At 39.0% G+C, this 11,915-nt stretch carries 15 protein-coding genes and 2 pseudogenes; 2 read left to right on the top strand and 15 right to left on the bottom strand.

Annotation, left to right across the window (positions count from 1 at the left end):
• Positions 1-56 precede the first annotated feature (56 nt).
• Both HT723_RS01890 and HT723_RS01885 read left to right on the top strand, forming a co-directional pair.
• A pseudogene (locus HT723_RS01890) lies at positions 57-164 on the top strand (IS5/IS1182 family transposase); the annotation flags it as partial.
• Positions 165-313: 149 nt separating this feature from the next.
• A complete protein-coding gene (locus tag HT723_RS01885; protein WP_023935296.1) occupies positions 314-790 on the top strand; it encodes a GNAT family N-acetyltransferase in 477 nt (158 codons plus the stop codon).
• A 578-nt stretch (positions 791-1,368) separates the two neighbouring features.
• On the opposite strand, the pseudogene HT723_RS01880 reads toward HT723_RS01885, so the two are convergent.
• The 15 genes and pseudogenes from HT723_RS01880 to HT723_RS01810 form a co-directional block, all read right to left on the bottom strand.
• A pseudogene (locus HT723_RS01880) lies at positions 1,369-1,494 on the bottom strand (SAM-dependent methyltransferase); the annotation flags it as partial.
• A 32-nt stretch (positions 1,495-1,526) separates the two neighbouring features.
• Positions 1,527-1,928, bottom strand: a complete 402-nt coding sequence (gene comGG / locus HT723_RS01875; protein ID WP_172923741.1) for a competence type IV pilus minor pilin ComGG — start codon at positions 1,926-1,928, stop codon at positions 1,527-1,529.
• A complete protein-coding gene (gene comGF / locus HT723_RS01870; protein ID WP_172934511.1) occupies positions 1,906-2,367 on the bottom strand; it encodes a competence type IV pilus minor pilin ComGF in 462 nt (153 codons plus the stop codon). Before comGF ends, comGG begins: the two co-directional genes overlap by 23 nt.
• Positions 2,330-2,632 carry a competence type IV pilus minor pilin ComGE gene (gene comGE, locus HT723_RS01865; protein ID WP_188110999.1) on the bottom strand — a complete coding sequence of 101 codons (303 nt, stop codon included), beginning with the start codon at positions 2,630-2,632 and terminating at the stop codon, positions 2,330-2,332. Before comGE ends, comGF begins: the two co-directional genes overlap by 38 nt.
• Positions 2,595-2,999, bottom strand: coding sequence for a competence type IV pilus minor pilin ComGD (gene comGD / locus HT723_RS01860; RefSeq protein WP_031233395.1), 405 nt, complete (start codon positions 2,997-2,999; stop codon positions 2,595-2,597). The genes comGE and comGD overlap by 38 nt, the downstream gene beginning before the upstream one ends.
• The gene (gene comGC, locus HT723_RS01855; RefSeq protein WP_138700025.1) at positions 2,992-3,318 is read right to left on the bottom strand and encodes a competence type IV pilus major pilin ComGC; all 327 of its coding nucleotides are present in this window, start codon (positions 3,316-3,318) and stop codon (positions 2,992-2,994) included. Before comGC ends, comGD begins: the two co-directional genes overlap by 8 nt.
• Position 3,319: 1 nt before the next feature.
• Positions 3,320-4,336, bottom strand: a complete 1,017-nt coding sequence (gene comGB, locus HT723_RS01850) for a competence type IV pilus assembly protein ComGB (RefSeq protein ID WP_166731556.1) — start codon at positions 4,334-4,336, stop codon at positions 3,320-3,322.
• Complete coding sequence (gene comGA, locus HT723_RS01845) at positions 4,284-5,225, bottom strand: competence type IV pilus ATPase ComGA (RefSeq protein ID WP_000249547.1); 942 nt, start codon at positions 5,223-5,225, stop codon at positions 4,284-4,286. Before comGA ends, comGB begins: the two co-directional genes overlap by 53 nt.
• 75 nt (positions 5,226-5,300) lie before the next feature.
• Positions 5,301-5,666: a DUF1033 family protein gene (locus HT723_RS01840; protein WP_000286404.1), complete on the bottom strand. Its 366-nt coding sequence runs from the start codon at positions 5,664-5,666 to the stop codon at positions 5,301-5,303.
• A 150-nt stretch (positions 5,667-5,816) separates the two neighbouring features.
• On the bottom strand, positions 5,817-6,875 hold the full coding sequence (locus HT723_RS01835) for a zinc-dependent alcohol dehydrogenase family protein (RefSeq protein ID WP_172934510.1): 1,059 nt from the start codon (positions 6,873-6,875) through the stop codon (positions 5,817-5,819).
• A gap of 309 nt (positions 6,876-7,184) precedes the next feature.
• Positions 7,185-7,424, bottom strand: a complete 240-nt coding sequence (locus HT723_RS01830) for a hypothetical protein (protein WP_000907298.1) — start codon at positions 7,422-7,424, stop codon at positions 7,185-7,187.
• A gap of 131 nt (positions 7,425-7,555) precedes the next feature.
• Positions 7,556-7,990, bottom strand: coding sequence for a cytidine deaminase (locus tag HT723_RS01825; RefSeq protein WP_023934276.1), 435 nt, complete (start codon positions 7,988-7,990; stop codon positions 7,556-7,558).
• 13 nt (positions 7,991-8,003) lie between these two features.
• Positions 8,004-9,464, bottom strand: coding sequence for a glutamate--tRNA ligase (gltX, locus tag HT723_RS01820; RefSeq protein ID WP_100104832.1), 1,461 nt, complete (start codon positions 9,462-9,464; stop codon positions 8,004-8,006).
• Between the two features lie 127 nt (positions 9,465-9,591).
• Positions 9,592-10,941, bottom strand: a complete 1,350-nt coding sequence (locus HT723_RS01815; protein ID WP_172934509.1) for a glucose-6-phosphate isomerase — start codon at positions 10,939-10,941, stop codon at positions 9,592-9,594.
• Positions 10,942-11,111: 170 nt separating this feature from the next.
• Positions 11,112-11,801, bottom strand: coding sequence for a gamma-glutamyl-gamma-aminobutyrate hydrolase family protein (locus HT723_RS01810; protein WP_023934053.1), 690 nt, complete (start codon positions 11,799-11,801; stop codon positions 11,112-11,114).
• Positions 11,802-11,915: the final 114 nt, after the last annotated feature.

Genomic DNA, 11,915 nt, shown 5'->3' with positions numbered 1-11,915 from the left:
TTAGAAATCGATTTGACTGTCTTGATTGATTTGTCCTGTTCTTATTTCATTTCACTATGAAAACGTTTAAAATATTTTCAACAACCTATCGAAATCATCGTAAACGCTTCGGATTACGAATGAATTTGATTGCTGGTATTATCAATCATGAACTAGGATTCTAGTTTTGCAGGAAGTCTAATAATGAAAATAAAGGACTAAAGTAATAACTCTAAATATATCTGATTTTTATAGGACATTTCATAAAAAAATCTACATACCTAGAGTCCTATTTAGTTATGTATCTTACATAAAGAGAAAGGAATTAATTATCATGAAATTATCTTTGTATAGTGAAGTTGACCATTACCATTCTTTAAGTTCTTATTCTTTAAATGATATTACACATACTGATACCCCAAAAAATATTATTGAAAAGTCTAAAAAAGATAAGTATAGATACCCAATAGTAATACTTAATAAAGAACATAAAGTAATTGGATTTTTTTGCCTACACCTAAACACTGGTCCTAAAAAGTATGGCTATTATCAAAAAGATTATGCGCTTATTAGAGGATTTTCTATTGATGATAATTTCAGAAATCAAGGATATGGTTCTAATGCTCTGAATAAAATATTTGAATTCATAGACTCAACTTTAAAATTAGAAATTAACCATATTGTATTGGCTGTAAATGAAAAAAATATATTGGCTCAAAAAGCATATAGAAATTCAGGTTTTTTTGTTGTGAAGAAAGATTTAGAAGGAAAAAAGGGGAAATTAATTATTATGGAGAAAAGCAGAAACTAGTATCATTTCTAGTTTCTGCTTTTCACTAAGTCTGCTATAAATTTAGTATCCTAGCTTATTTGCATATTTTGAGAGGAATAATCTATATACTAAACTTTTATGTTTATAATTCATTCCTTTCGTTTCACTCAAGGCACAAGACAGAATGAAAAAGTGGTGTGCTCTTTATTTTGTTTTATAATAATAGTGAGAAAGTCTATCACTACTACAAATCACGTGGAGGTGAATAAGTGAGTGGCATAGCCACTACCTCGCATTTTTATAGGTGTCATTCTTTCCATCAAGCACAAGAACTGTGACTAGGAGCACGTAAACTTATAATTGAATAAGCGACTCGTTTGTGAAAGGAAAGAATAGTCAAGGGATAGGCAGACTCAAATTTGGTGAAGGGAAACCCCTCATGTTAAAAGCCAAATTTCAATTTAAAAAATTTTAAAATTTGTTTCGTATTTACTACTCCTTGCCTTTATATTGGATTGATTAAGAGAACCTTTCGCGATGTTCCTTAGTAACTTCTTCGTACTAGGAAAATTTAAAAATTCGGATAGGTAGCTACCCCGATTATTCATACAAAAAGCATCCGAAATTTCTTTGTCTGATAGAAGATCAATCTGTTTCTCGACTGCTTGACAAACCAAGTTTGCAAGAAAGATATTTTTAGGTGAATCAAAAGTTTCTGCTTTGTGGTTAAAATCATGTTTCATATTTTTAGTTTGGCACAAAGTAGCTTGATTGGCTAGGAGTTCTCTTTCTTTTCCGATTTTTTCTTCTCCGCTTTTTCGCTTGAATCGGTCGCTACCTCTTCCTTTTTCTCTCTTTTCTCTTCTTTGATTTTGACGGAAGGAAAGATGAACTCATATTGACTCTTATCCGTACGAACCCTTGTCACCAAGCTTGCTTTCTTGTTTTGATAACTCACCTGACCCAGATTAAAAACCTGTTCCCCACTTTCTTGCTCGGCTTTATCCTTGGCTCGTTTGGCCATGGCAAAAGCAAGCAATTTTTCTTTATTCAAAGCATAGTCTTGATAGTGGGCGACTTGTCGGTTCAAGTAAAATTGTAATAAAAGACTAAAGATAGCTGCCATGCTGACTGCATAGAGGAGAACACCTGCCTTAACTTTCTTCTTTTTCCACACGATAGATAAACTCTCTCTCTAATCCTTTTTGAAATTGGAAACGAAAGTGTACCAGTTGGCCCTCCTCTGTAATCTGCGCAGACTTAAGCCCATAGACCATAGGTTGATAACCTCGACCACGAGCATTCGTTTTACGGAAATCATCTGCCCTAGACTTACCCATAGCGATCTCCTTGCCATCCTGCTTCATATAGATACGATTGCCCTCCACTTTTTCGAATTGCGAACGGTCTAATTCTGCCTCCAACTGGTCCACAAACAAGAGCCACTCTTTTTGCTCGCTTTGCCGCTGGTAGCGAACTTCTGAAATAAGGAGCTGACTCATGGCTTGAAAGAGGAGTAGACTCCCACTGATGACAATAAGGGCAATCAGGGATTCCAACAAGGTGAAAGCCTTGACCTTATGGCTCTTTGATAGCCAACAACTGTTCTGAACCATGATAAACCTCCAATCCCTTTTCACTAGAAAATACCTGAATCTCCACTCCGTTTATGTTTACCTGATTTTGACCTGTCTGCAAGGCCATCTTAGCTACCCTCAAGACTTCTTCCTTTTGCAAGATTTTTGCTTCCTCTTGCCTATTTTTTTGAATTTGTCCCAAAAGGAGGGGCGCAATGCTGGCAAAGATAGCTAGAGCGACTACTGCTTCCAGTAAAATCACTGCCCTAATTTTTTGTTTCCTTAATGCGTTTAATTTTTCCATTTCCTAGATATAATTGATAGCGAATCGCTCCTTTACTGGTCTGAAATTCAACCTTAGCTAAGGACGAATTGCCCCCAGCTCGGTCAAATGTAATACTTTGGCCTGATGGTGCCTGAATTCCTTTAGGAACTGTCAAGTTTTGACTGCCATTGCTAATGGTCTGCCCATCTAAGTTCAGACTAGTCTTTTGCTGACTGGCTACACTGCGTTTTTGGGTTTCCCGATAGAGTTCTTCAAATTCCATAAAGAAAATCTGTTCCTCTACTGCCGCAAAAGTGAACTGAACAGAGCCGGACAAGCCCAAGGCAAGGATACTCACAAGACCCAAAACCAAGAGACTTTCCAGCATGGTAAAGGCCTTAATCATTGACTTTACGATTTGCCTCTCCATTTTTAGTATAGTATTCATTATAGGCTTTAACTTGTTCTTTTGTGATTCGCCCATCTGCTTGTAGCTTACTTAGGCTAGCATCTTCATTTTTTTCTAAGCTATAAAGCTCTGCCTGGCTTTCCACCACCTTAACAACAGCAGCTTTTCCTTTGTCGTTGACTGCTTCTTTTTGCTTGGTCAGATTAGGTACAAAGAGTAAGAGAAGCACGCTGATGATGAGCAAGACCACCAACATCTCCACAAGTGTAAAAGCTTTAACCTTAGCTTTTTTCAAGAATGTCATCATTTTTTTCATTTTAAAAATTTACCTCCATATTTTGATACATGGGCATGAGCATTGCCGCATAAAGTAAAACGATAATCAGTGCTACAAAGATAAAAACCAGTGGCTGCACCAAATTCATGGTGCGGTTGACTCGGGTAAAAAAGGCTTCCCAAGTTTTTTCAGCATAGATTTCCAACTCACTCCCCAGCTTAGACTTGACTTCACCATACTCGATGATGAGACTCAACTCCTTTTTAAAGAAAGGATAGGTTCCTATAGTTTGAGAAAATTCTCGACCATTTTGGAGAGAATGAGCCAAATCTTGACCGATTTCTTTAAAGAACTGGGAACCTTGTTCCTGCATCATTTGAAAAATCTGCGTCAACTCCATTCCCTGTGAAATCATATTCCCCCATTCACGTGCATAATAGGCTGTCAAATAGGTCTGCACAAAGATTCCAATAAAGGGAAGGCGCGCTAAGATAGAAAAGACGCGCATCTTAGAACTTCTTTTATAAAAAGTGAGTGCTAAAAGGACACCTACTGAAACAAAAACTATCATTCCTAGAAAGATTTGTGGCAGATTACCGATAATTTGGGTGGCAATATTGCTACTATCCAGTTGTGGGAGCAGGTAATTCCGTAACCCCAGCATAATTAAGAGAAGAAAACCCAGCAAAATCAAGGGATAGGTCGCTACTTCAATCAATTTTTTCTTGACCTTAGCCAGATTGTCCAGATATTCTTCTATCTTTCCCAAACTCAGGTGGAGATTGCCATGAACTTCAGCTAGGGATAACTGGGTGACAATGGCACTTGAACATCCCAAACTTTCCATCATTTCTGAGAATGATTTCCCCTGAGACAAGCCCACACTCATCTGGGTCACACACTGCCTGTCCAACAAAGCACTCCTATCTAAAAAGGAGATGGTCTCCACCAGATGAAAACCGCTAGAAAAGAGATTGTTAAATAGGGTGATGATATTTTTTTGCTTAGCTGTAGCTAATTTTTTCCGTCTCAGCCTGAAGACTTGTGATATGTCCATCTTTAAGAAGCTGGTCAATTTGCTCATTCCACTTGGCTGCTTGGTGTTCTTGATAATCTCTGCTTGCAAAGTCAACGATTCCTCCTCCCCCGATTAATCTCTGGTAGCAGACTCCTTGCAGAACAACTGCCAATTCTTCTTCACTCACACCCAACTCCAACAGACGCTCATAAACACCTCGGATACTCTTGGCGTGAATGGTTGAAAAAACTGTTGCACCTGTCAAACTAGCTCTGACCACTGCACGCGCCGTCTCGCTGTCCCGAATTTCTCCGATAATCAAGAGATCTGGTCGATGACGCAAGGAAAGTTTGATGAGATTTTCATAGGTTAGGCCGATTGCTTCGTTCAACTGCAACTGAAGCATGTCGTCCTGCTTGATTTCGACAGGATCTTCGATGGACATAACTTGCTGTCCTTTAAAGAGTGACTTGGACAATTCATGCATCAGGGTCGTCTTACCACTCCCAACCGGGCCAGCAAAAAGATAGAGTCCCCGTTGCCTGTACTGCTTGCCTAATTCTTCAATATCCTGAAACCAAAAATGCAAGTCCTGCTCTTCATCGTGCAACAAGCGAATGACTAAACTCTCATGCCCTCGATAATCGCCTACGGTAGATAAACGTAGGGACGCCATCTTCTGGTCATATTCATAGTCACAGGAACCGAGTTGACTACGTCGCTTTTCTCCCACATTCATACCCGCCACAAACTTAAAGTGACTGATGACGGCCGCAAATTTTTCGAAGTTATAACAGCCAATTTTACAGCGCTCGTCTCCTACCCTCATATGAAGCTCATAGGCATCTAACTTAGGGACAAAATAAATATCTTGCGCTCCTTTTTTCCGGGCCGAACGAATGATTTCTTGTGCAATTTCTTGAACCATACCTACCTCCTCACCTATACTATTCGCAAAGATTTGGAAAAAATAAAAAAGCAACTCCAAAAAGTTACTTTTTCTCTATTTTACTTTCATACGGCAAGAACGGTGCCTTTCCTTACCTGTTTGTTTTTCATAGCCTGGACGTAGTTTTTCATCTGGAATAACCTGCTCATCCTGTAAAAGAGCCAAAGAATGGTATTGTTGTAAATACTCATCACATTCATCACACCAGCGTTGATCTTCCGGGTCCCAAAAAATGGTCATCAAGTCCCTTCTACTTTTATAAAGAGGGGATTCTTGTTCCAATCTAAACCAGCAAGTCTTGTAGTATTTGAGAGCATCATAATACTGGTCAAATTTCTTACTTGCTACAATATCTTCTTCCCAACCTTCTAAGAACCACCAGGGTTCAAAATCTCCGTACATTTCTATAACACGATACATATTCATTCATTCCTTTGTACCATATATTATAACCAATTCCGCCAGACAAGGAAAGAAATATGCTCATTTCTTAATTTTTTGATAAAAAATCCAGCCATCTGATGGATGACTGAATTTCTATTTACTTATGTACAAAAATATTTTTACTACTTAGGCTTCTGAGATATCGTTTTCGATAATGACCTTAATGGCATGGTGGTCTGCTGCTTTACTGAAGACTTCGTAGGCTTTTTCAATTTCACTGAGTTTGAAATAGTGAGTTACCAGTTTTTCTGGTTCAATCTTATGACTTTCAAGAGCTTTCAACAATTGTGGAATTGTATTTGTAGATACCAAACCAGTTGTTACATTGATGTTGCGAATCCAAAGTTTATCCAAATCGAATTCAACTGGTTTACCATGTACACCACAGTTGGCAACTGTTCCGTCTACACCGATAATCTTTTGACAGAAATCAAATGTTGCAGGAATACCAACAGCTTCAATAGCGACATCTACACCACGGCCATCTGTCAAATCATAAATTTCTTTAATGGCTTTTTCAGGGTCTGAAGAATTAACCTTGTGAGTCGCACCAAATGATAAAGCAGTTTCCAAGCGGTTATCGTCTAAGTCCACCATAATCAATTTGGCTGGTGAATAGAATTGAGCTGTCAATAGAGCAGCCAATCCAACTGGACCTGAACCGATAATGGCTACGCTACAACCAGGTTCTACTTTCCCTTTTAAGACACCAATTTCATATCCAGTAGGCAGAATGTCTGATAGCATAACCAAGGCTTCATCTGACAAGTCTTCTGGAGTGTGGTAAAGAGTGTTATCTGCATGAGGGACACGTAGATACTCAGCCTGCATACCGTCAATCAAGTGACCGAAAATCCAGCCCCCTTCGTCTTCACAATGGGCATAAATTCCTTTTTTACAGTAGTAGCATTTACCACAGGCACAGACACAAGAAATCAAGACCTTGTCGCCTTTTTTGAAGTTAGAAACTCCTTCTCCAACTTCTTCAACAATCCCAATTCCTTCGTGGCCAAGAATGGTACCACTTTGACAAGCAGGAACATCTCCTTTAATGATATGGAGGTCTGTTCCACAAATAGTGGTTTTTACGATACGCACAATAGCGTCTGTTGGCTTGCGAATAACTGGTTTGTCAACGTCAACAAAAGAAGCAAGTCCTGGTTTAACATAAGTATAGGCTTTCATAAAGCACTCCTCCGTTTTTTTATTTGTACTATTTATAATATAATTGTAAACCTTTTCATTTGCTTGTTCAAGATTTTTTGTGATATTTTTAACTTTTTCGTTTACCGGTAAAGCAATATAGATAAAAAAGCAGAAGCTAATCTCTAACTTCTGCCTTCTCTCTTATGACTCATCTCCAATTTTTCTGATACCTGCAACAAAAATCGAAGATAATAATAATTGGGTAACACTCAACTGATCAAATCCAAAAATGTAATGTGCTAGCAAATGAAATAAGAAAACAAAGATAATAAAATCTTACACATAGATTTAAGCCCAGAAATTAATCCGTCCATTATTTGGATATACATCCCTAGCATCAACCCATTGAGCTACCGCATAACCTACATTGTAGAAAATGTTAATATAATCAAATATACGTTCAAGAAGTTCAGCTAACCGATTGCTATAAATGCCTAAACGAATAGCAGCTTTTTTAGCTACCCTACTTAAAGTAGCTTTAGCAACTGCCAATCCTTTTTTCTTTACCAAATTACCAATGCCTGCCACACCACCGGAAATAGCAGTAGCAATTAGATTTTCTACTTTTTTAAACTTTTTTCATTTTTTCAATTTTTCAATTCTTTTCAAGTACAGTTTTTCAAATTATAGTAAAAAGAGCCAGAATTATACTGACTCTTCTATTGATTATTAAACTTAGAAGCACGTTCTTCTCCCCACCAATAGGGCATTAGTTCTGCGACTTTCACTGTCTTTCTTGTATCGTAGTCCATCATGAATTCTGCATCTTTATTTTCAGCGTTCAACTCTAAAAGGAATTCTCTGCAAGCGCCACAGGGCATTCCTGAACTTCCACCATAAGGTGCTTTATCTCGAAAGGCTAATACTTTCTTAACCTTAGTTTGTCCTGAAAATTGGTACATATTGAAGAGGGCCGCCCGTTCTGCACAGAGATGGAAAACACCACAGGTTCCCTCCATACAGAAACCTGTAAATATTTGTCCATCTTCTGCTTCTACTGCAGCTACAACATGATTGGCATAAACAAAGTCTGATACTTCATGTGGATTGTATAGTTTCTGTGCTTCTTCGTACATCTTTTCCCAGATGTCCATTATTGTACCCTTCTTACTTAGAGATTTCCTTTAACATATTTTCGATATGCTGGATTGATTTTTCACGTCCAAGCAAGAAAATTGTATCTGGTAATTCTGGTCCATGCATTTCACCTGAAACTGCGATACGAATAGGCATGAAAAGATTTTTCCCTTTAATACCTGTTTCCTTTTGGACTGCTTTAATTTGTGGGAAGATATTCTCTGTCACGAATTCATCATCTGTCATCACTTCGAGTTTTGCTTTGAAGGCTTCAAGAACTGTTGGGACTGTTTCACCTGCCATGACTTCTTTCTCAGCCTCAGTTAATTCTGGGAAGTCTGAGAAGAAGAGGTCTGTCAATGGGATAATCTCATCTACTGATTTCATTTGTGGTTTATAGAGCTCAACTAATTTTTCAGCCTTGTCAGTCAATCGACCTGCTTCTTCTAGGAATGGTTTTGCCATTTCAAAGATAGTTTCTAGGTCTGCATTCTTGATATAGTCATTGCTCATCCAGTCTAGTTTTTTCTGATCAAAGGCTGCTGGTGACTTGCTGAGGCGGTTTTCATCAAAAAGTTTAATGAGTTCTTCACGAGAGAAAATCTCATCTTCACCACCTGGGTTCCAACCAAGAAGAGCAATAAAGTTAAAGACTGCTTCTGGTAAATAACCTTTTTTACGGTAGTCTTCGATAAACTGAAGGGTGTTGGTATCACGTTTAGATAACTTCTTACCAGTCTCAGAATTGATAATCAAGGTCATGTGACCAAACTCTGGAGCTTCCCAACCAAGTGCTTCATAAACCATGAGCTGTTTTGGTGTATTAGCAATGTGGTCGTCTCCACGGATTACGTGAGAAATTTGCATATCATGGTCATCGATGACAACGGCAAAGTTGTATGTTGGGTAACCGTCTTTCTTTTGGATAACCCAGTCACCACCGATATTGCCACCTTCAAATTCGATATCACCTTTGACCATATCATGCCACTTGTAGATACCTGACTCATTGACAGCCAAACGAACCGTTGGGATGATCCCTGCTGCTTCACGTTCTGCGATGTAAGCTGCTTTTTCTTCTTCACTCATACCAAGGTATTCATTGATGTAGCGTGGTGTTTCGCCAGCTACTTCTTGGCGTTCGCGTTCAGCTGCCAACTCTTCTTCTGTAACGTAAGATTTATAGGCTTTTCCTTCAGCTAATAGTTGGTCAATGTATTTTTGATACAAGTCCAAACGCTCAGACTGGCGATAATTCTCATGTGATTCTGGACTTTCATCCCAATCCATGCCTAACCAGCGAAGGTTTTCAAGTTGTGAACGTTCACCATCCTCGACATGGCGTTTACGGTCAGTATCTTCGATACGAATGAGAAATGTTCCACCATGATGGCGCGCATACAAGTAATTAAACAATGCTGTACGGGCATTCCCGATGTGTAGTAGTCCTGTTGGACTTGGTGCGTAACGTACGCGGATATCTTTTGACATAGTTTCTCCTATAAAGTCTCTAGGCGTCTGCCTTTTTGCTCTCTATATTATATCACAAGTCTTGGCTGAGTCCAATTTCTATGAATAAAGAGAGTAAAAAGAGTGGACAAACCACTCTTTTCTTCTATTATAGACGTGCGTTAAGTTCTTTGCTCAATTCTTCAAATCCTGGTTTTCCAAGAAGGGCAAACATGTTACGTTTGTAAGCTTCAACACCTGGTTGGTCAAATGGGTTGATAGCATTCAAGTAACCTGAAAGAGCGATAGCCAATTCGAAGAAGTAGATTGTGTAACCAAGAGTGAAAGCATCTTGCTCTGGAAGAGTCACGTACATGTTTGGTACGTCACCATCTGTGTGGGCAAAAAGAACACCGTCAGTCGCTTTTTTGTTTACAAAGTCAACGTCTTTTCCTTGAAGGTAACCAAGTCCATCAAGGTCTTCTTCCAAGCTAGGGATAATCACGTTCTTGCGAGGTTTGTCAACACGGACTACTGTTTCAAACATGATACGAGTTCCTTCTTGGATAAATTGACCCAATGAGTGCAAGTCAGTTGAGAAATTAGCTGAAGTTGGGTAGATACCTTTTTGATCTTTTCCTTCTGACTCACCAGCCAATTGTTTCCACCATTCTGAGAAGTATTGAAGTGATGGCTCGTAGTTTACCAAGATCTCAGTTGCATAGCCTTTACGGTAAAGGATGTTACGAACTGCTGCGTATTGGTAAGCTTCGTTTTCAGAGATTTTATCTGAAGTGTAGTCTTTGCGAGCTGCATTCGCACCTTCCATAAGGGCTTTGATGTCAGCTCCTGATGCTGCGATTGGAAGCAAACCAACAGCTGTCAATACTGAGAAGCGTCCACCGATGTCATCTGGAACAACAAATGTTTCCCAACCGTTAGCGTCTGCTTCAACCTTAACAGCACCTTTTTGGCGGTCAGTTGTTGCATAGATACGTTTGTTGGCTTCTTCTTGACCGTATTTCTTAACCAAAAGTTCTTTGAAGACACGGAAAGCAATCGCTGGTTCAGTTGTTGTACCTGATTTAGAAATCACGTTTACTGAGAAATCTTTATCAGCTACGTACTCTACCAAGTCAGCAAGGTAAGTAGATGAGATTGAGTTTCCTGCGTAAAGGATTTGTGGAGCCTTGCGTTCTTCTTTTGTTTGCAAGTTTGCAAAGTGGTGGTTCAAGAAGTCGATTGCTGCTTTGGCACCAAGGTAAGATCCACCGATACCGATCACAACTAAAACATCGCTGTCTGATTTGATTTGCTCAGCAGCTTTCAAGATACGGTCAAATTCTTCGCGGTCGTAGTTTTCAGGAAGGTCCAACCATCCCAAAAAGTCGCTACCAGCACCAGTTCCTTTACGAATCAATTCATCTGCTGCTGTTACTTGTGATTGCATGTATTCCACTTCATGTGGTGCAACAAATTTGTCTAAAACTTTTGAATAATCAAATTTAATATGTGACATGTTATTCCTCCAATATTTCTTCTTTTCTATCATAACGCTTACCTTCGTTTTTTTCAAGCTTTTTTGTCGAATTTCTCCAATTTTTATCAGAATTCAAACGTTTGCGTAAAAATGTCACATTCCAAAAATTTTGAAAAAATAAAAGAAAGAACGACTAGATGTTCCAGTCGTTACAGTTCATTCAATAAATACTCAAATAATTCTAAATTACCATCTTCTTCATTAACCAGAAACTCTGGATGCCACTGCAAACCGATAATGCGGTGTTCGTCGATAGATTCAATCGCTTCAATGGTTTGATCTCTCGGATCAATAGCAGTTACACGGAAATTAGATGCCAATTCTTTGATACTCTGACGATGGACGGAATTGACCTGACTTTCTTTTCCAAATAGCTTGGCAACCACGCTTCCTTCCACTGTCTCAATAGAGTGAGATGTTCCGAAAGGTAGTCCTTGCCAGTGACCTTCGATTTCTTGATTGAGGGTTCCACCAAAGGCAACATTGACAAGTTGAACACCGCGACAGATTGCCATAATTGGTTTATTCTGACGGAGTGCTTCTTTCAAGAGTGCCAATTCAAATTCATCACGGACCAGATTATAATCATCGCTCTCGATGGTCTTTTTCTCTCCATAAAACTGAGGATGAACATTTTGGCCTCCTGTCAAAATCAATTTGTCAATCATTTCTACATAATCGCGTACAACTGACTCATCACCAACAGGAATAACTAGAGGGAGACCACCGACTTGACGAATGCTCTCTGCGAATCTACAAGATACAGATGAATGAATGTTTTTGCCTTCTGTGTCTACGGGACATAGATTTGCAGCAACTCCTACAACGGTTCTAGGCATGATGTCTCTCCTTTCGAATATTAATACTCTTCGAAAATCTCTTCAAACCACGTCAGCATCGCCTTACCGTATATATGNNGGCTAGCTTCCTAGTTTACTCTTTGATTTTCATTG

Origin of the sequence: Streptococcus sp. 2106 (assembly GCF_013277315.1) — a bacterium.
Lineage (GTDB): Bacteria > Bacillota > Bacilli > Lactobacillales > Streptococcaceae > Streptococcus > Streptococcus pseudopneumoniae.
This window is presented reverse-complemented; position numbering and strand designations above follow the sequence as displayed.

Bases quoted from the DNA above. Each gene is read 5' to 3' on its own strand.
- comGA (WP_000249547.1), bottom strand. From the start codon at position 5,225: ATGGTTCAAGAAATTGCACAAGAAATCATTCGTTCGGCCCGGAAAAAA.
- HT723_RS01840 (WP_000286404.1), bottom strand. From the start codon at position 5,666: ATGTATCGTGTTATAGAAATGTACGGAGATTTTGAACCCTGGTGGTTC.
- comGC (WP_138700025.1), bottom strand. From the start codon at position 3,318: ATGAAAAAAATGATGACATTCTTGAAAAAAGCTAAGGTTAAAGCTTTT.
- gltX (WP_100104832.1), bottom strand. From the start codon at position 9,464: ATGTCAAAAGATATCCGCGTACGTTACGCACCAAGTCCAACAGGACTA.
- HT723_RS01885 (WP_023935296.1), top strand. From the start codon at position 314: ATGAAATTATCTTTGTATAGTGAAGTTGACCATTACCATTCTTTAAGT.
- comGB (WP_166731556.1), bottom strand. From the start codon at position 4,336: ATGGACATATCACAAGTCTTCAGGCTGAGACGGAAAAAATTAGCTACA.
- comGF (WP_172934511.1), bottom strand. From the start codon at position 2,367: ATGGTTCAGAACAGTTGTTGGCTATCAAAGAGCCATAAGGTCAAGGCT.
- HT723_RS01835 (WP_172934510.1), bottom strand. From the start codon at position 6,875: ATGAAAGCCTATACTTATGTTAAACCAGGACTTGCTTCTTTTGTTGAC.
- HT723_RS01825 (WP_023934276.1), bottom strand. From the start codon at position 7,990: ATGGACATCTGGGAAAAGATGTACGAAGAAGCACAGAAACTATACAAT.
- HT723_RS01815 (WP_172934509.1), bottom strand. From the start codon at position 10,941: ATGTCACATATTAAATTTGATTATTCAAAAGTTTTAGACAAATTTGTT.
- HT723_RS01810 (WP_023934053.1), bottom strand. From the start codon at position 11,801: ATGCCTAGAACCGTTGTAGGAGTTGCTGCAAATCTATGTCCCGTAGAC.
- comGE (WP_188110999.1), bottom strand. From the start codon at position 2,632: ATGGAAAAATTAAACGCATTAAGGAAACAAAAAATTAGGGCAGTGATT.
- comGD (WP_031233395.1), bottom strand. From the start codon at position 2,999: ATGATTAAGGCCTTTACCATGCTGGAAAGTCTCTTGGTTTTGGGTCTT.